Genomic DNA, 17,833 nt, shown 5'->3' on the forward strand with positions numbered 1-17,833 from the left:
GCGGGCCTGCCGAGAGTACGGTATAGGAACGTTTTCGGGCAAAAAACGTTCCTATACCGTACTCTCGGCAAGGCGATGTTCCCATAGCGTACCGTCGATTGCTCGCTCACACCGCCCGACCGCGGCCGGCTACAGCCTGTCGAAACCGTTCCAGCCCGCCGGCGGCGTCCAGCGGCTCTCGCCCGGATGCACGTTGTCGCGGAACTTGCCCACCATGGACTCGACCTTGAGGCGCCACACGGTCGTAGCCGGCACGAGCTTCGTGCTCCACGGGAAATCCTCCGCATGGTAATGGCGCATGAGGATCTTGAGGCCGTCGACCTTGCGCTCGTCGGACAGGATCTCCACGGTGCCCCGTCCAATGACGCTGCGGTACCCCATGGTGCGGGTCATGCGCTCATCGTAGAAGATGAAATTGTGGTCACAATCCATCTCGAACGCCGCGCGCGCATCGCGAGCCATAAGGTCGAGCTTATGGCCTCGGTTCGCACTATGGAAATACAGATATACCTGACCGTCCTCGATATCGACACCGAAATTGAGCGGAACGATGTACGGATAGCCGTCATCCCCGTTGAGCGCCACACGGCACACGTCGCAGGCGTCGATGATGGCGAGCTGCTCGGCGCGGTCGGTGATCTCGCGGTCTGTGCGGATCATGCTGTCTCCATCTTGTTCGCACAAGTATGCCACCGTCAAGTATAGCAGAGCGGAGGCGATGGCCGGCACGTCCGCCACATGTACTCGTCCCCCATGGCGGGAGAAAGCGCCAGACCTATTCGATACGCGTGTAGCCGCTGCGGAGCTGCTGCGCCCGCACCGTGTCGACCATGTGGCGCGGCACCGCGTGGAAGGCGCAGCGACCGATCACGTTGCCCGCGGCACGCTTGGCGGCATCGCTGCCGTTGGCGGTCGCGTATGCGTGCTCGAAGCGCGAGAGCATGGCGATGTCGTTGCCGCCGTCGCCGTACACCGCGACCTCGTCATCCGTGTAGCCGAAGTGGTTCGCGAGCCACGCGACCGCAGCCCCCTTGTTGACCGCGGGGTCGGTCAACTCGAACATCACGGGCGAAAACGGCGCGTTGACCACCAAGTCGGAATGCTCGGCGATGAACGCCTTGAGCTCATCGGAGCGCGCAGGGTCGCCGACACGGCAGTTGACCTTGCAGATCTCATGCTTGAGGATCTCCGAGAGCGGGGTCATGAAGTGGATGCTTCTCTGCATCGCCTGGCGCATGCCGCGCATGGCGATACGGCGCCACCACGGGTCGGTCGCGAACCCCGCATCGCGCACCTCGGCGGATGCGGTCGCGAACGTGCCGCCAAGCGAGATGCAGTCGAAGCAGATGTCAGGAAACGCGGGGATGAGCAGCTCGAGCAGCTCGGGATTGACCGGGAACGTCTTGAGCACGCCCTCGCGGCCCACGACGATCGAGCCGTTGGCGCCGCACATCTCGACGGGAAGGCCGTCGAAGCCGTGGTCGCGGTTGGACAGCATGGTGCGGCCGGTGGCGATGACGACGTGCGCGCCGGCATCGGTCACCGTGCGGATCGCGTCGGCGATAGTCCGGTCAACGTTATGGAACGCATTCAGCAGCGTCCCGTCCAAGTCAGTCGCAAACAGCTTGATCATACGCTCGTCCTCACATCTCTCGGTGCCCGCACGTAATGGTACCCCACTGCCCGGGAAACGCAGGCCGATTCATGTCGCGCAAGGCACCCGGCGCGGAATGAATCGACCGGCGCTTCCCCTGAGGAACCGCCGATCAAAGGGCTTCGAGCCCCGCGGCGCGGGCGTTCGAACGTACGCTATAGGCACGCTCTCCCATCGGCGGTACGCTATGGTCACGCTTTCGGGCGAAAAACGTGCCTATAGCGTACTCTCGCCCGGGCGACGTGCCTATAGCGTACTCTCGATTCGGACGGCTCCGCAGAGCACGTGGAAAGCGCCCGGGACCGGGCCGGTACCGGCCATCAATCAGCGCCCTCTAGCCCAGCGCCACGTCGAGCACCATCATCACCACGAAGCCCACGATGACGCCGAAGGTTCCCACGTTGGAGTGCTCTCCCAGATGGGCCTCGGGGATGAGCTCCTCGACCACGACGTACACCATGGCGCCCGCGGCAAACGAGAGCAGCCAGGGCATGAACGGCTGGATCCATCCGGACACCAGCACCACGAGGATGCCGAAGATGGGCTCGACGATGCCCGACAGGCTGCCCATGGCAAAGGCGCGCCGCCGCGATAACCCCTCGCGCACCAGGGGCAGCGAGATCGCCGCGCCCTCGGGGAAGTTCTGCAGGCCGATACCCGCGGCCAGCGCAAGCGCCATGCCCAGATACGCCTCGCCGGCGGCACCCGCCTGCTGGGCCGCCATGGCGAACAGCAGGCCGACGCTCATGCCCTCGGGAATGTTGTGCAAGGTCACCGCCGACACGAGCAGGGTCGTGCGCTTCCAGCTGCTCTTAATGCCCTCGGGCTCGTCTGCACTCATATGCAGGTGGGGCAGCAGGGAGTCCAGCGCGACCAGGAACGCCACGCCGAGCAAGAAGCCGCCCGCCGCGGGAATCCAGCCGATCTGCCCGAGCTCCTCCGCCTGCTCGATGGCGGGGTTGAGCAGCGACCAGACGCTCGCCGCGATCATCACCCCCGCCGCGAAACCCAGGAAGATGTGGTGCATGAGCTTGCGCTCGCTGCGAAAGAAGAAGACGACCGCCGAGCCCGCCGTCGTCATCAGCCAGGTGAATCCGCATCCCAAAGCCGCCCACGTGAGCGCCTGCACCAAATTCGCCGGAATCATGAGGCCACCTTTCCGCATTTCGTCTTGTTCGTTACGTACCCGCAACCTGCTCGGAGCAGGGGCGGGGACACGGTGATTAACCTAGGCTAACCAATGTGTCCCCGCATCATACCCGCTTTTTACCGGCGGCGCACGTGCGAAAACGCCCTCAACGTCCCTCTACAATTAGTTTAGGGAGGCCTGAATGGCTAGCCGTCCACCCACATTTCAGCATATTGTTAGCCCGTACGAGAGCATTGTCAAAGGCGACTTTGACCCGTTGTATGAAACAAGGGCTATGGACATCAGGCAAATCAGGTATTTCGTTCACGCCGTGGAAGGCAAGTCCCTTTCCGCTGCAGCGAAGCGCCAGTTTGTCACCGTCCAGGCTGTTTCCAAAGCCATCTCGGAGCTGGAGCATGAGCTCGGCATCCAGCTGCTCACCCGCGGCAACCACGGCGTCAAGCCCACTGCCGTAGGCGTCGCGTTCTACGAACGCGCGCGCAAGACGCTGGCGAACTTCGACGAACTCGACGACTTCACCAAGCACTTCCCCACCTCGCGGGACAACGAGCACATGTCGATCGCGCTGTGCTCGCCCTCGTTCGCCAACGCGGAAGGGGTCATGGCGAGCCTCTCGAAATTCATCGGCAAGCGCCTCGGGCTCGACCTCGAGATCTTCATCGCCCCCGGCAGGGAATCCATCGAGGCGCTGCACGCCGGCGTCATCGACGCGGCCTGCACGCTCGGCGAGTACGCGAGCCCCGGTACCGACTGCGTCTCGGTCGGCAGCCTCCCGACCGGCGTAGCGCTCGCGCGCACCCATCCGCTCGCGCACAACCGAACCATCACGCTGAGCGAGATGGCGCCCTACCCTGTCGTCTGGTCCGAAACGTTCGACGACTTCAACCACTCGATCCACGCCATGTATCGCGAGCGCGGGCTCGCCTCGGAAGCGGTCCGTTTCCCCTCCAACGCGACCGATGAGCAGGTCAGCGCGTTTTTCAGCGAGCAAAACGGCATGGCGTTCGGCGCCGTGCTGCCGTTCAACCAGACGAGTGGGAACCTGCTGACGCTCCTTCCCGTCGACCAGTGCGATCAGGTGCGCGTGCCGCTCTGCCTCATCTCACTCAAGTCGCAAAAGACCGACGCCTACCGCGCCTTCGAGCACTCGGCGGCGACCATCTTCCGCGGCGGCCAGATTCTGGGGGACTCGTGATTGGGCGCTTTCGCGCCGCCCGCCACAGAGGCGCCGGGCGCGGAATGAATTGATCGGCGTTTCCTTAAGCGTTCTCCATCTGCTCAAGGCTTCCCGGGGCGCGGAGCAACATGGACCAAAGATAGGCCGTCATGGCCTCCGGTTCCCTTGAGTCCTTCTGGGCGCGACGCGTATTGGCGGTCGTCGATGTGCCCGTCGACGCGGCGGGACGCTGGACGTAGGGTGCGTGTGATGCTGCAGACTTCATCGTTCACTCGATTCTTCCGACGGGACATCTTGGGCAGCGCTGACCGATCGCTTTCGCGGGGCCTGGCACGGGGTCGACCGGCGCGGGATGAATTGGTCGGCGTTTTCCTCACAATCGTCTGCGAACTGTTCGCACGCTCAGGATAAAACGTTACATCACGGGAAACACCTGAGGAACACTGTTCGTTTCGAAATCGAGACACGCCCGAAACCATTCCGAAACGTACGGACAGGAGGACGCCCGCGACTCCAGCGCCCCTCGCGACGCCCCCGCCGCCCAGGCCGCGATTCGCGCCGCTCATGCATTTCCACTTTGGCGCACCATGTCTTTTCAAGACAGCGATTGCACCGTTCACCTGCTGTCTTGTTGCTAATCAACCCCGCGCTCGAACAACGCTCGCACTCCCGCCACACATTGCGCGGGGATTTGTGAGATAGTGGATAAGTTACTGCGGTGCCTGAGGGGGCACGCCGCTCGATGCATGCGGAGGGAGGGTCGCGCGGCATGATCATTTCGCATATCGCGTCGCCTGCTGACGTGAAGGCACTCGATCGCAGCGAGCTTCCGACCCTTTGCCAGGAGATTCGCCAGGCGATACTCGCGAGCTCTGCGGCGGTGGGCGGCCATGTGGCCCCCAACCTCGGCGCCATCGAGCTTGAATGCGCACTGCACCGCGTGTTCTCGTCCCCGCACGACAAGATCATCTTCGACGTCTCGCATCAGACCTATGCGCACAAGATGCTCACGGGGCGCGCCGACGCGTTTTGCGACCCCGCGCACTACCTCGAAGTGTCCGGGTTCTCGAACCCGCTCGAGTCGGAGCACGACCTGTTCGCCATGGGTCACACCTCGACCTCTATCGGGCTGGCGCTCGGCATGGCCTATGCGCGCGATTTGGCGCACGAGACCCACGACGTCATCGCGGTCATCGGAGACGGCTCGCTATCGGGCGGCCTTGCGTTCGAGGGCCTCGACAACGCGGCCGACCTCGCGAGCGGCCTGATCATCATCGTGAACGACAACGATCATTCCATCGCGGAGAACCACGGCGGACTCTACCGCAACCTGGCGCTGCTTCGCGAGAGCAAGGGGCGGGCGCAGGACAACTATTTCCGCACGCTCGGCCTGGACTACCGCTACCTCGACGACGGAAACGACGTGCTGGCGCTCGTCGACGCGCTGGAGGAGCTTCGCGGCATCGACCACCCCGTCGTGCTGCACGTTCGCACGGTCAAGGGCATGGGCTATGCCCCCGCCGAGGCCGATCCAGAAGGCTGGCACCATGTCGGCCCGTTCGACCTTGCGACCGGCGCGCGCGAGCCGCGCAAACCGGCGGCTCCCCATGCGAATTACGCCGAGCTCACGGCATCATGCCTCGTCTCCGCCATGGAGCGCGATCCGCGCGTGGTCGCCGTCTCCGCCGCGACCCCCTACATCATGGGCTTCACGCCCGAGCGCCGCGCGCAGGCGGGACGGCAGTTCCTCGACGTCGGCATCGCCGAAGAGCACGCCGTGACACTCGTCACCGCGCTCGCCGCAGGCGGGGCGAAGCCGGTGCTCGGCATCTACGGCACCTTCCTGCAGCGCGCCTACGACGAGCTGTGGCACGACCTGTGCCTGAACGCCGCCCCTGCGACCATCTTGGTCTACGGCTCGTCGGTGTTCGGAACGACCGACCAGACCCATCTCGGCTACTTCGATATCGCCATGCTGGGCGATATGCCCGGCCTGCGCTACCTCGCCCCGACCAATCCCGAGGAATACGCCGCCATGCTGTCCTGGTCGCTCGAGCAGCGCGAGATGCCGGTGGCCATCCGGGTGCCCGTCGTCAGCGCGCCGGCGCCGGCAGACGGCCCGGCGTGCGATGATGCAGCCTTCGACACCCCTGCCTACCAGGTCGTGCGCTCGGGCTCGAAGGTCGCCGTGCTTGCGCTGGGCGACTTCTTCGACCTCGGCGCGCAGGTCGCCGACGAGATCGAGCGCCGCAGCGGCGAGCGCGCGACGCTCGTGAACCCGCGCTTCATCACCGGGCTCGACCATGCCTGCCTGCAGCGCCTGTCGCGCACGCACGACCTGATCGTGACCATCGAGGACGGTGTGCTCGAGGGCGGCTGGGGCGAGAAGGTCGCGCGCTATCTGGGCCCGCTCGGCACCCGCGTGCGCTGCTTCGGCGTGCACGCCGGCTTCCCCGACCGCTATGACCCCCAAGAGCTGCTGGCGCACGCCGGCATGACCGTCGACGCCATGGCGACCGAAGCGCTCCGCCTGTGCGAGGGCAGTGCTTCGTAGCAGGGGTTGTTTGGGGACAGGTTCGTTCCAACCCATGCTTGGCGAAGTGACGGTTTCTGCGGGAAGTTCGAACGAAATATGCATATCGATTCGAGCTTGATATAGGACCACAAGGTAAACAGGCATATCGTTTTGGCCGTTATGCAAAACATCCCTGCTGTTCCCGCAGAAACCGTCACTTCGTTTTCTGCGGGAAGGCGCCGCGGCGGCCCGTGCCGGCGGGATGGGTTGAACCGAACCCGTCCCCAACCAACCCACTGCAGCCCCGCTTCTGCGCGCACTCTACGGTGCGTAGGTGGTCTGTGCGCGCCCGCTTTTCCATAATGGGTGGGCGCGCAGAAGAATCCACCGAACGAGAAGGAGTTTTCTCCATGGGAAGATATGTGACCGCAGAAATCATCAAGAGCCTGCGTGAGGGCAAGCGCCTCACGCAGCGTGAGCTCGCCTCGGCCGTCGGCGTGACGGACAAGGCCGTATCCAAATGGGAGTCCGGACGCGGCCTGCCCGACATCTCGCTCATCGACGCGTTGGCCCAGGCGCTGGGCGTGTCGGTGGCGGAGCTCCTGACCGGCGACGTGCGCGAGAACGCCAACCGCGCCGGCAACATGATGCGCTCGAAGTTCTACGTCTGCCCCATCTGCGGCAACGTGGTGCACGCCATGGGCGAGGGGTCGTTCTCGTGCTGCGGAGTGCAGCTGATGCCGCAGGAGGCCGAGGACGCCGACGAAGACGACGCCCACCGCGTGCGCGTCGAGCGCATCGAGAACGACTGGTACCTCACGCTCGACCACCCCATGACCAAGCAGCACTACCTGAGCTTTGCCGCCTATGTGACCAGCGACACGGTCAGCCTGAAAAAGCTCTATCCCGAACAGAGCCCCGAGGTGCGCTTCCCCATGCGCGGCAGCGGCCTGCTGTACGTGTTCTGCAACCAGCACGGCCTGTTCCGGCTGAAGACACCGCGCATCCAGCGCACGCGATAGCGCGGGAACGGAGCGGGACGAGGGCGGGCACGCGGACACGCAGACGCACGGGCGCGGCAGGCGCTTTGGTACGCAGCCCATGCGCCGGGACAACCCATGGCGATATACTGGGGGCACGTGAATCGACGCCACCTCCCCGAACCAAAAGGAGTGCCCATGAACGTCCTCGTCCTGCTCCCCTTCAACGATGCGCAGCGCGCCGTCCTCGAGGCGGGCGCCCCCGACGCCGACTTCCGATACACCACCAAGGCCGCGGTCACCGATGAGGAGATCGAGGCTGCCGACGCCATCATCGGCAGCCTCGCCGTCGACCGCCTGCCGGCCGCGCGCAACCTGCGGATGCTGCAGCTCAACTCGGCGGGCTACGACAACTACGTAAACCCCGCGGGCACCGTGCCCGCATCGGTCAAGCTCGCCTGCGCGGTCGGCGCCTACGGGCAGGCGGTGTCCGAGCACATGTTCGCCATGGTGCTCGCCCTCATGAAGCACCTCGACACCTACCGCGACGACCAGCGCTCCCATGCGTGGACCGACCGGGGCGCGGTCACCACGCTCGCCGGGGCGCAGGTGCTCGTGATGGGCGCCGGCGACATCGGCACGCATTTCGCCCAGCTCTGCCGTGCCATGGGCGCGCGCGTGACCGGCGTGCGCCGGCGCGTGGGCGTGGTGCCGGAGGGCTTCGACGCCGTGTGCGCCATGGACGATATCGAGACCGTCCTGCCCGACGCCGACGTCATCGTCTCGTTCTTGCCGAGCTCCGGCAAGACGCGTGGCCTGGTGGACGCGCGATTCCTGTCGAGGTGCAAGCGCGGCGCCTACTTTGCCAACGGAGGCCGCGGCGACCTCGTGGTGCAGCCCGACCTGATCGCGGCGCTCGAATCGGGGCAGCTTGCCGGCGCCGCGCTCGACGTGACCACGCCTGAGCCCCTGCCCGCCGACGATCCGCTCTGGGATGCGCCCAACCTGTTCATCACCCCGCACGTCGCGGGACAGTTCCACCTGTACACCGTGCTCGACAACATCGCGCGCATCGCCGCGGAGAACCTGCAGCATCTCGCGGCGGGCGAGCCGCTGCGCAATGAAGTCGAGCACTAGGGACCGCCGGTCGTTCCATACCGTGCTGCTTTTGGGGACAGTCCCTTTTGGACCGCGATGGCGCATGTGCGCCATCGCGGTCCAAAAGGGACTGTCCCCAAAAGCAGCACAAAAGCAGCAGAGCCGATATGCAAAAATGCATGAGAAAGGTACGTCCCCCATTTGCATGAGGAGGAGTTGGCATGAAGGTCATGTTGGTCAACGGCAGTCCGCACAAGACGGGCTGCACCAATCGCGCCCTCGAGGAGATCGCGCGCACGCTCGAAGACGCCGGCGTCGAGGCCGAGATCTTCTGGATCGGGGCGAAGCCCGTGGGCGGGTGCGTCTCCTGCGGCGGCTGCAACACGCGCGGCGCCTGCGTTTTCAACGACACGGTGAACGAGTTTCGCGCCAAGGCCGCCGAGGCAGACGGCTTCGTGTTCGGCGCGCCCGTGCACTACGCGCATGCGGCGGGCTCTCTGCTCGGGTTCATGGACAGGCTCTTCTACGCCAACGGGCGTGCCGGGCAGCCGAACGTCTTCGCCCACAAGCCTGCGGCAGCCGTGGCGAGCGCGCGCCGCGCGGGCACCACGGCGGCACTCGACGACATCCAGAAGTTCTTCACCATCTCGCAGATGCCCATCGTGAGCTCGCGGTACTGGAACAACGTGCACGGTAACTCCGTCGAGGAGGTCGAGCAGGACAAAGAGGGCCTGTGGACCATGCGCCAGCTCGGCCGCAACATGGCCTGGATGCTCAAATGCATCGAGGCGGGCCGCGCTGCAGGCATCGAGCCGCCCGCCCAGGAAGCCGGCACCTGGACCAACTTCATCCGCTAGCTCGGCAGCACCATTGGAATGCAAATAGGGGGACGTACCTTGTTCGTGCAAAAATGCACGAATAAGGTACGTCCCCCTATTTGCACGTCCCCCTATTTGCACAGGGGCGGGGTCGCTCAGGCAACAGTCGCTGCGTCCGCTCCCTCGATGCGGATGTCGGCGTCATAAAACGCCGTCAGCGCGTCGATGACATGCACCACGTCGCGCGCACCCGCCGTCTCGTAGCTCGAGTGCATGGCGAGCTGCGGACATCCCACATCGATGGCGTGCATGCTCACGTGCGCGTTCGAGATGTTGCCGAGCGTGGAGCCGCCGGCCATGTCGCTGCGGTTCGCGAACGTCTGGTACGGGATTCCCGCGTCGTCCATGATCGCGGAGAACACGGCGCGCGAGAACGCGTCGGTGCAGTAGTGCTGGTTCGCCGCCTCCTTGATCACGATGCCGCGGTTCAGGCGCGGATCGTTCGCCTCGTCGGCCTTCTCGGGATGATTGGGGTGGACGGCATGCGCGTTATCGCAGCTCACCAGCATGGAGCCGGCCAGCGCACGCACGAGGCTCTCCGGCGTGCGACCGATACGGGCATTCACGCGCTCGAGCGTGTCGCGCAGAAGCGTCGACGCCGCGCCCTGCTTGGTGTGCGAGCCGACCTCCTCGTTATCGAAGCACACGTACACCGACACGTCGCGCTCGTTCTTGGAGGCCAAAAACGCCTCGAGCGCGGTGTAGGCGCACATGAGGTCGTCGAGCTTGGGCGCCGAGACGAACTCGTCGACAGCTCCCCATACGCGCGGCGCCTGGCGGTTCACCAGGAACAGATCGCGCGCCAAGATCCGATCGGGCGTGATGCCGAGCTCCTCGGCCACCAGCGCATCGACCGCCCCGCTCGTCAGCTCGCCGGCGGAGAACAGCGGATACAGGTCGACGGCCCGGTTGGGCGAGAAGCTGCTGTTGACGCTGCGGTCCAGGTGGATGGCGAGGCTCGGGATGAGCGCCACGTCGCGATCGAGCGAAAACAGGCGGCTCACCACGCGCGCCCCGTCGCGCACGAGCACGCGACCGGCGAGCGACAACGGACGATCGAACCAGGTGTAGTCGATCGTGCCTCCGTACGGCTCGATATCGAGACGCAGGTAGTTCGCCGGGCCGTCGAGCTCGGACACCGCCTTGAGCTTGAAGGTGGGCGAGTCCGCGTGCGATGCGGCGATCTGGAAGTGAAACCCGTCCTGCGGCAGGTCGCGGCCGACATGCCAGGCGATGATGCTCGAGCCGTTGCGTATCGTGTAGTAGCTTCCGCCCGGCTCCATGAACCACGGCGCCCCCTCGGGCAGATAGGTGAAGCCCGCGGCGTCCAGGCGCGCCCGGATGGTCGCCGCCGTATGAAACATGCTGGGACTCTTTGAAATGAAATCACAAAGGTCGAGCGCCGCATTGAGATCGCAGCGAATCTCCTGTGCCGAGGTTTCAGCCATGGCCGTACCTTCCTTGTCGGAAATCTATCGGCCCACAGTCTAGCGCTCCGATGGGCAACAGAGATGAGCTTCACGAGCTTTCAAGAACCACAGGGCGCGGCCGGCTCCTTTGAACCCTACCGTTATGCGGATCTGACCGCTATCTCCAGCTCTTCAAACAGCGCGCGTCTTGTGTCAACATATCGTCGCTCCGCTCGCTCGTCTGCCACGATGTGCGCAAGCCCTGCAGCCTCCTCGACGGTGACGAAATCCGTCCGCGATTGGAGCACGGCGACAGGCAACCCGTCCGAAACGGGCAGGCGCGCATACGGGCTGCGCACAAGCACATAGCGTGCATCTCGAACCGATTCGCCCGTCACATCGTCATGCCCTTCCTGCTCGTTCAAGAACAGCACGTATTCACAACCGTCCAAGAAAGGAACCATGCCATCGCGAAACGGCGTCTCAGATGGCTCGACTACAAGAGGGGCACCATCCGAATCGCCGCATCCCAGATATTCGAGAAACGCAGCGTATCCTTCCGGATCGTATATCTCCCACGACTCCGCACCTTTCATAGGACCTACCGACATCTGCTCGTACACCGCTACGCGCTCCCCCTCTGCGATGTCGATACCCTTGATCACATCCGTCACGGTCAATTCGACCGCGCAGGTCTCGTATCCAAACGATCGATTCCCATCGAACCGACCGATGACGATGGCATCGCTTGTGTCCACTAACGTCGATGGAGGCACCAGACCGGCGCTCTCCACCTCGTGTTCCTGGTCGGACAGCGTTTCCTGAGAGGCTGCGCTGTACAGATAGGGCATGGTTTTGATGCGATCGGGATTCTCGCCGTAGTCGCTCAGCCCCCGTTCGGTCCAAACCCCGAACACGGCGGATCCGCCAACAAGTAGTGCACAAAAAAGGCAACTTAACAGAGCCCATCGACGTGCGAAGCGCATTCGAGACATCATTCGGTCACCTCCGCAAGCGCCCCGTGGTCCATGCTGAACCGTCTGTCGCACAGCGCCCCGATTTCCGGCACGTTATGAGCGCACACCACGATGGTGCCACCACGTGCCTTGTGCTCCTGCATGATCTCGACAACCATCCGCAAGCCCGATGCATCGAGCGCATTGGTCGGCTCATCCAGCACAAGAAGCCGCGGGTACTCCATGATCGCCTGGGCGAGCTCCAGACGCTGCCTCATACCCAGGCTGTAGGTGCGAACAGGGGCGTCGCTTCCGGGATCAAGCCCCACGCGATCGAGTGCCTCCCGCACGCCCTCGTCACCCACGCGCCCGCGGATCGATGCCAAGGCACGTAGATTGTCGAATCCTGACCAATCATCCCAAAAGCCCGACCCTATCACCGCACCCGTATCCCGAGGAAACGACTGGGTGTCGCCGAGCTCGTCGCCGAACACGCGAACCGATCCTGCTGAGAGGCGGATCAATCCCAAAACCGCCCTGAGCAGCATTGTTTTCCCCGATCCGTTCGGACCGAACAAACCGTATATTCTTCCCTCCGGCAAGGAAACGCTGATATCCGAGAGAATCGTTCGTCCCTTGATAACTTTCGTCGCGTTGCTCACTTCCACGCACATCGGAGTGCTCGACATGGAATCATCCCCTTTCGTTCACGGGATCGGAGTTCCCTAAGCTCCCCGGTCGCCCTCGGAGAAGCGCACGAGGTCCGTCCGGCGCACAAGCAGGATAAAGACCGCCAGCAACGCGCACAGAGCAGCCAGAAACACCATGAGTTGCATGGCGGCGCTGGTCGGTACCACGGGATACGCGATCTCCGTGAGACCCCACCCCGTCGAAGGGGCGCTACCCGCCAAACCCGGCACCATGCGCACGATGAAATCGATGAGCGCACAGAGGCACGCAAGGGCAAAGGCGAGCTGCACCCTCTTGAACATAAGGTACGCGCAGGCCATGAGCAGGGACACCGCACAACCGTAGCAGGCAACAAGCACCGTGTGCACGCATGCAAATGCAGCCAAGGACAGCATGCGAACGTCCAGCCCCTCCGCCGCGCACAGGCATACCATCGCGCTGGATGTGAAGACAGCAGCAAGGAGCGCGGAACGCACAAGCATGAGACCGAATACCGAGGCCGCCGCCCGGTCCCGGCTGCCCATGCGCATACAATACGTCTCGATCTCTAGCACCTTGAGCGCGCAGGCGGCATTCAGCAGAATCAAGGGAGTGAGCACGAATACACCGTACCCTATGCCGGTCATATCCGAATACTGCGCAAAGGGCTCCCAGCCGCCAGGCCCTCCCCCATGGGAACCATGGACGGCGAGCTGCATGCACCGCACAAAGATTAGGGCGAAGGCACCGAGGGCGAGCGTCTTGTCGAACAGCCGAAGGCGCATATCGGCGCGTCTCATATCGCCACATCCTCACATCGAGCACAGCGTACGAGAAACACGATGCACGCACCCAGCACGAAGAGCGGCGCGATGACGAAGAACAGGACTGAAAGCCCCGAAACCAAAACGCATGGGTAAAGATAAAACGACAGGTTCAGCTGGCGCGGCAGCAAGAAGAGCGAGATCAGGTAGAAAAGGGTCGAGAACCCCAGAACGGCAAGTCGATTCCGCCTGATGATAAACGAGGCCGAAAACGACACCAGCGCCATGATGCCGCCCCAAAGAGAGGCGTACACGATAAACATCATGTTGTACAGATACGGATAATCGACCATCATCTCGGGAATCAGTGCATTCGCAACCTGCGCGCGAGCGTCGGCAAGATTCGAAGCGGGAGTCCCAAACCAACTGGAAAACGCATAGGGACCGCTCTCTATCGGAAACAAGGTGAACGCCAGAAGCTGCGACAGCAGCAGAGGGACGAGCAGCACAAGCATCCCGCCGATACCGGTGCACACCGCACACGATGCGATATAGGGGCCCTGCCCGCACCGCGCGATGAGATGGCTCGATATGCCCGATTTGCGCGCCACGTAATGGCAATCCGCGAACACAGAGCTCGATATAAGGAAAAAGAGCAGGTAGATCCCCACACCGAACGACCTGATCTGTAGCGGTTCAAAATGCCCGATCCAACCCCGCGCAGCCGACGGCAAAGCCGCGCGATCAAAACCTGGAAAGTGGAGGCAACCTTCAACGAACGAAACACATACGAGCGCCGTCATGCACACAAGGCAGATCCACGGTTCCTTCCTGCCCACGAGGCGCCGAGCCTGAAGCCGCATCATTGTCCAAAACATGTCCGCCCCCTCCCGCGCGCCTAGCGGGGGCGCAACCATCCGCGCCCCCGCCGCACGTCGATGCGCATCAAATCTTAAGGTCACCCAAAGTCAACAGCTCCCCAAACATGTTGATTGCCCGCAAGGTTCCAGCCAATCTGACAACCACGAAGCTGCACTGAAGCAGTCCAGGTATGAGGGGCGTAATAGTTCAAATAGCGCGTATCCCCCGCATTCACCGTTACAGAATCCGTCACCCTATTGCCGGTATCGCGGTCAACCCAGAATATCCCACCGAATGATGAATCCGACCAGAGCTGCACTGACGCTCGCGTCGATGAGGTGAAACTCTTTGTACCCGTCACAACGGTGACATTTTCCTGTCTGGGTGGAAGAGAGAGATCGATTGCGCCAGATCCCGCATAAGCGGGAACGGCAGCTAAGCCAAGCGCCATCGCAAGCAACATAACTGGCAAGAAACGTCTCGCTCCATTGCTTTTCTTCATCATGCGCTCCTTTCCATTTACCTCAAGTTCTTTCTTATTCTCTTGGTATTCGCCGCGAAGGGCCCTGAATCTATCCACCTCCCCGAAAGAAGCCCCCGCATCAGCCAGTTCAAGCCACCACTTCCTTGTTGGGCAGTGACCGTTATGTCATCGTTACCAGCTGTACATCTTGACATCAGAAGACCGGACGACCGCACTATCCGTTCCCTGCCGAGAAATGACAAAACGATATATGCCGGGATCATTCGATTGCCAAGTTGCTTTAGTAAAACCCTGATAACTAAATGATCTAGTCCCCAGCGATGAACCTCCCGAATAGCCGCTATGGCAGGAAACGAGCAATCGCCCAGAAACCGCAGCAGAGCAGGTCATTTCAATTCCTATGTTATTGCCATCAAAGTACTGAGCAGGAGTAGTTATCGACTTACCTGTAAGGGTAAATGACCATCCATACCAGCTTCTTGGAACAATTAGTGCCATCGCGGTTGATGGGACAGGCACCAGCCCTAACGCGCTGAGAACTAATATCTTGAGCGCCCTTCTCCTGTCAATCATCTTCGCTCCTCCATCCCTATCGGTCTAGAACGAGCATCAGACTAGAAGGAGAGCCCGGCTATGTATGCCGTCACATCGTATGAAAACGTCGGCTCACACGTGATGGCATCGCTATTCAGCACGCGATACTTGATCGACAAGTTCGACAAGCTGACGCTTGGAATGGACGCCGAGTTTTCGATATCCATTTCTTCTAGCGGAATTAACTGAACCTGCCGAACAGTGGAGTGCTTTCGCGATCTCGGGGCCGCTAAGCCCCCGAACGATTTCCAGCAAAACCGATATCTCGGTTTCGGACAATCCATGGGCTCGAAACAGGAGAGTCACGGCATCCGGGGCTTTGATGAATGAGATATTCCGACTCTCACCGCGCACAACGCTCGCGATTGCGATCGCCGCGCAAGCTGTCGCGGTAAGAAACAGGGCAGAAAAGAGAACCATCCGACAAGCCGCATACACCATGTAATCGTACGTCGAAGACAGGACCATAAGGGTCCCTTGAGCCTCTGCATCCACAATCGAAAGGGATGCACACCACTGCCCGAACACCAAGCCACCGGCAACAGCAGACATGATGTCCCGCCATGCCGCTCGATTGGTCCCGAAACCGAGCAGGTGCCGCGACATCAAGAAGATGAAGATCGCCGACAGCAGCCCGCTTGAAGACCGATACAAATACGGATAGACCGTGTCTGCCGCAGCGGCGCACATCCCAACGATCAGCGCGAGCAACAGGCAAGCCACGAATTGCCTGCATCTCGAACTCCTCTGAGCGGCCACCGCGACGAGAAGGAAAACGGTGGCGAAGAACACTACGGGAAGCACCGGAGCGAGATAGCCCACGAACCCCTGCCATGTTTCAACCCAGCCGGCCCCCATGCCAAACGCCACAACGAGCACTGCTGCGTTCCTCTTTGATATCTCTTGATTCGATTCTTGTACATACGGCTGTGAAAAAACGAACCCGAAACGTGAGAACAACGCGAGCATACTTGCCGCCCCGACAATCCATGCCAAGACGGCAACAAGCGCCCATAGAGCGTACGACCAAGAGGAGCACGCGCACATTAACGCGGCAACGGCGCATATGCGCAAGCGCGAGCAACGCGTCGAGCCACCGCATGAGACACCTGCGGCAACAAGCCCGCAAAGCGCTCTGGCAAGACTGGGGGCAAAGCACCCGAAACACAGGTAGGTGGCGAAAGCCCATGCGTGAGGATAGATAAGCGGATCATGATAGGGATCGATCACGGCGAAACCGATGCGATACAGCATAGCACCAGCTAACAGGAGCGTAATCGCAGTCCCCACACACAGCTTTCGACCCTCCAGTACAACGCGAGGAAAAACCGCTCGGGAAAGCACACCGAGTACGAAACCGCAGCACGCGTGGAGCATGGGCCCTGGTGAGCAGGTAAGTGGAGAGAAGCACAGCAGGTACACGAGGACCATGACGCTGCATGCGGCAGCGGGAACGGCAATCGCGAAGACTCGCGACTCCTTAGTTTTACCGATGAGGCACGATGACCCCGATTCTCCAGGAATCTCGACACTGAGATCTCGACCAGCCTCGCCAGAGCCGGCACCGCGGATCAAGGCTTTAAGCTCCCGGAGCGACGATACGCCTATCTTTCGATATGCGCGCTGCATGTACGAGCGCGCGGTCGACGGACGGATCCCCAACTCCGCAGCCGCCTCAGTCGATGTCTTTCCAATCAGGCAAGCGGTCACGACGGCGCGCTCGCTCTCCGCAAGGTCGAACCCCAAGAGAAACGACTGAAGCTGAGTATCAATCTGCATGTCGACGTCATCTTGAACCGTTGCGTCCTTCTGGCAATACGGAGATCGTATGCGTATCCATACGATCCGAGCGCACGCAACGATCCCCCAAAGCAGGGGAAGTGCCCACGAACATATGATTACGGAATCGAGGGAAAAGTTTCGCATTTCGAGAAGCCCGACAGACATGACCGACCCGAACAGTACTGCCCTCGCGTCATGGCGCAAGCCGTCAATATCGTCGCCGCAACGCACCCTTTCGCGCCGCAACGCAAGAATCATCAAACCGGACGCGATTGCAGGCAGGATGGCGGGCGGAATGAAGGGCCAACCGAATATCCAGCCGCTCATGGAGCAAATGGTCCACCATACAACACAACACATAATCGAAAACACGAGAAACAGATCGGAACGGAACAGGGAATCCAGAAACGACCATGCGGCGGCGCAAGACATATGCATAAGACCGCCTCGCGTATCGCTAAGCAGCAGGAAGGTCGATGCCATAGTCCCCAAGAAACAGACAAACGGAACTGCCGTCGGGTATGCTGCCCACACAACGCCTTCCACGGCAATCGCACCGAATCCCACCAGATATTCCAGAGCCAATGCAATTGCGGCAAAAGCACTGATAACGGGGGCGACAACGTAGGCAAACGGCTTCGATCCGAATAGCGGCAAGGCTTTATATGAACTCATAGCGAAAGCGGCGGATATCCCTAGAAAGGGCACAGACCCCAAGGTGGAAATCCTTAACAACGCAACGAACGGATCGAGATGTCGCATCCAGACATGATGGGGCATTCCTACAATAAGGACGAAGGAGATCGCCGCCGCTGCGGAACGCATTCGGAGCTTCGGTCGACGGTCATCCATCTCTACCCAC

The 17,833-nt window shown here is 62.0% G+C and carries 16 protein-coding genes; 5 read left to right on the plus strand and 11 right to left on the minus strand.

The features are described 5' to 3' along the window. Nucleotides 1-129: 129 nt before the first annotated feature. The 3 genes from BN3789_RS00040 to BN3789_RS00050 form a co-directional block, all read right to left on the minus strand. On the minus strand, nt 130-660 hold the full coding sequence (locus BN3789_RS00040) for a pyridoxamine 5'-phosphate oxidase family protein (protein ID WP_066828431.1): 531 nt from the start codon (nt 658-660) through the stop codon (nt 130-132). A 115-nt stretch (nt 661-775) separates the two neighbouring features. Continuing rightward, entirely contained in the window at nt 776-1,633 is an 858-nt protein-coding gene (locus BN3789_RS00045; protein WP_066828433.1) for an HAD hydrolase family protein, read from the minus strand. 355 nt (nt 1,634-1,988) lie between these two features. Then, nucleotides 1,989-2,801, minus strand: coding sequence for a ZIP family metal transporter (locus BN3789_RS00050; protein ID WP_066828435.1), 813 nt, complete (start codon nt 2,799-2,801; stop codon nt 1,989-1,991). Between the two features lie 277 nt (nt 2,802-3,078). On the opposite strand from BN3789_RS00050, the gene BN3789_RS00055 reads away from it, so the two are divergent. The 5 genes from BN3789_RS00055 (at nt 3,079) to BN3789_RS00080 (ending at nt 9,431) form a co-directional block, all read left to right on the plus strand. Beyond that, nucleotides 3,079-3,999: a LysR family transcriptional regulator gene (locus tag BN3789_RS00055; protein WP_066828437.1), complete on the plus strand. Its 921-nt coding sequence runs from the start codon at nt 3,079-3,081 to the stop codon at nt 3,997-3,999. A 751-nt stretch (nt 4,000-4,750) separates the two neighbouring features. Then, nucleotides 4,751-6,535 (plus strand): 1-deoxy-D-xylulose-5-phosphate synthase, encoded by a 1,785-nt coding sequence (locus BN3789_RS00065; protein WP_066828686.1) that lies wholly within the window; start codon nt 4,751-4,753, stop codon nt 6,533-6,535. Nucleotides 6,536-6,906: 371 nt separating this feature from the next. After that, a complete protein-coding gene (locus BN3789_RS00070) occupies nt 6,907-7,518 on the plus strand; it encodes a helix-turn-helix domain-containing protein (RefSeq protein ID WP_066828439.1) in 612 nt (203 codons plus the stop codon). A gap of 156 nt (nt 7,519-7,674) precedes the next feature. Further along, the gene (locus BN3789_RS00075) at nt 7,675-8,613 is read left to right on the plus strand and encodes a D-2-hydroxyacid dehydrogenase (RefSeq protein ID WP_066828440.1); all 939 of its coding nucleotides are present in this window, start codon (nt 7,675-7,677) and stop codon (nt 8,611-8,613) included. Between the two features lie 182 nt (nt 8,614-8,795). Then, nucleotides 8,796-9,431, plus strand: coding sequence for a flavodoxin family protein (locus tag BN3789_RS00080; RefSeq protein WP_066828441.1), 636 nt, complete (start codon nt 8,796-8,798; stop codon nt 9,429-9,431). Between the two features lie 116 nt (nt 9,432-9,547). Here the strand turns inward: BN3789_RS00080 and BN3789_RS00085 are convergent, their stop codons facing one another. The 8 genes from BN3789_RS00085 to BN3789_RS00110 form a co-directional block, all read right to left on the minus strand. Beyond that, nucleotides 9,548-10,900, minus strand: a complete 1,353-nt coding sequence (locus BN3789_RS00085) for a M18 family aminopeptidase (protein ID WP_066828442.1) — start codon at nt 10,898-10,900, stop codon at nt 9,548-9,550. Between the two features lie 122 nt (nt 10,901-11,022). Beyond that, nucleotides 11,023-11,859 (minus strand): hypothetical protein, encoded by an 837-nt coding sequence (locus BN3789_RS00090; protein ID WP_147569441.1) that lies wholly within the window; start codon nt 11,857-11,859, stop codon nt 11,023-11,025. Further along, complete coding sequence (locus BN3789_RS00095) at nt 11,856-12,506, minus strand: ABC transporter ATP-binding protein (protein ID WP_202615034.1); 651 nt, start codon at nt 12,504-12,506, stop codon at nt 11,856-11,858. Before BN3789_RS00095 ends, BN3789_RS00090 begins: the two co-directional genes overlap by 4 nt. Before the next feature lie 36 nt (nt 12,507-12,542). After that, nucleotides 12,543-13,286 carry a hypothetical protein gene (locus BN3789_RS00100; protein ID WP_066828445.1) on the minus strand — a complete coding sequence of 248 codons (744 nt, stop codon included), beginning with the start codon at nt 13,284-13,286 and terminating at the stop codon, nt 12,543-12,545. Then, nucleotides 13,283-14,053, minus strand: a complete 771-nt coding sequence (locus tag BN3789_RS00105; RefSeq protein ID WP_147569444.1) for a hypothetical protein — start codon at nt 14,051-14,053, stop codon at nt 13,283-13,285. Before BN3789_RS00105 ends, BN3789_RS00100 begins: the two co-directional genes overlap by 4 nt. Before the next feature lie 155 nt (nt 14,054-14,208). Next, nucleotides 14,209-14,616, minus strand: coding sequence for a hypothetical protein (locus tag BN3789_RS12530; protein WP_147569447.1), 408 nt, complete (start codon nt 14,614-14,616; stop codon nt 14,209-14,211). Nucleotides 14,617-14,766: 150 nt separating this feature from the next. Continuing rightward, nucleotides 14,767-15,168: a hypothetical protein gene (locus BN3789_RS12535; RefSeq protein ID WP_147569449.1), complete on the minus strand. Its 402-nt coding sequence runs from the start codon at nt 15,166-15,168 to the stop codon at nt 14,767-14,769. A gap of 111 nt (nt 15,169-15,279) precedes the next feature. Further along, on the minus strand, nt 15,280-17,823 hold the full coding sequence (locus tag BN3789_RS00110; protein ID WP_066828449.1) for a helix-turn-helix transcriptional regulator: 2,544 nt from the start codon (nt 17,821-17,823) through the stop codon (nt 15,280-15,282). Between the last annotated feature and the right edge of the window lie 10 nt (nt 17,824-17,833).

It is taken from the genome of Collinsella ihumii (assembly GCF_900046475.1).
GTDB classification, from domain to species: Bacteria; Actinomycetota; Coriobacteriia; order Coriobacteriales; family Coriobacteriaceae; genus Collinsella; species Collinsella ihumii.

Excerpts from the sequence above, each read along its gene's own strand:
- BN3789_RS00055 (WP_066828437.1), top strand. The coding sequence starts at position 3,079 with ATGGACATCAGGCAAATCAGGTATTTCGTTCACGCCGTGGAAGGCAAG.
- BN3789_RS00095 (WP_202615034.1), bottom strand. The coding sequence starts at position 12,506 with ATGTCGAGCACTCCGATGTGCGTGGAAGTGAGCAACGCGACGAAAGTT.
- BN3789_RS00105 (WP_147569444.1), bottom strand. The coding sequence starts at position 14,053 with ATGACGGCGCTCGTATGTGTTTCGTTCGTTGAAGGTTGCCTCCACTTT.
- BN3789_RS12535 (WP_147569449.1), bottom strand. The coding sequence starts at position 15,168 with ATGATTGACAGGAGAAGGGCGCTCAAGATATTAGTTCTCAGCGCGTTA.
- BN3789_RS00050 (WP_066828435.1), bottom strand. The coding sequence starts at position 2,801 with ATGATTCCGGCGAATTTGGTGCAGGCGCTCACGTGGGCGGCTTTGGGA.
- BN3789_RS00040 (WP_066828431.1), bottom strand. The coding sequence starts at position 660 with ATGATCCGCACAGACCGCGAGATCACCGACCGCGCCGAGCAGCTCGCC.
- BN3789_RS00065 (WP_066828686.1), top strand. The coding sequence starts at position 4,751 with ATGATCATTTCGCATATCGCGTCGCCTGCTGACGTGAAGGCACTCGAT.
- BN3789_RS00075 (WP_066828440.1), top strand. The coding sequence starts at position 7,675 with ATGAACGTCCTCGTCCTGCTCCCCTTCAACGATGCGCAGCGCGCCGTC.
- BN3789_RS00045 (WP_066828433.1), bottom strand. The coding sequence starts at position 1,633 with ATGATCAAGCTGTTTGCGACTGACTTGGACGGGACGCTGCTGAATGCG.
- BN3789_RS00090 (WP_147569441.1), bottom strand. The coding sequence starts at position 11,859 with ATGATGTCTCGAATGCGCTTCGCACGTCGATGGGCTCTGTTAAGTTGC.
- BN3789_RS00085 (WP_066828442.1), bottom strand. The coding sequence starts at position 10,900 with ATGGCTGAAACCTCGGCACAGGAGATTCGCTGCGATCTCAATGCGGCG.
- BN3789_RS00110 (WP_066828449.1), bottom strand. The coding sequence starts at position 17,823 with ATGGATGACCGTCGACCGAAGCTCCGAATGCGTTCCGCAGCGGCGGCG.
- BN3789_RS00100 (WP_066828445.1), bottom strand. The coding sequence starts at position 13,286 with ATGAGACGCGCCGATATGCGCCTTCGGCTGTTCGACAAGACGCTCGCC.
- BN3789_RS00080 (WP_066828441.1), top strand. The coding sequence starts at position 8,796 with ATGAAGGTCATGTTGGTCAACGGCAGTCCGCACAAGACGGGCTGCACC.
- BN3789_RS12530 (WP_147569447.1), bottom strand. The coding sequence starts at position 14,616 with ATGATGAAGAAAAGCAATGGAGCGAGACGTTTCTTGCCAGTTATGTTG.
- BN3789_RS00070 (WP_066828439.1), top strand. The coding sequence starts at position 6,907 with ATGGGAAGATATGTGACCGCAGAAATCATCAAGAGCCTGCGTGAGGGC.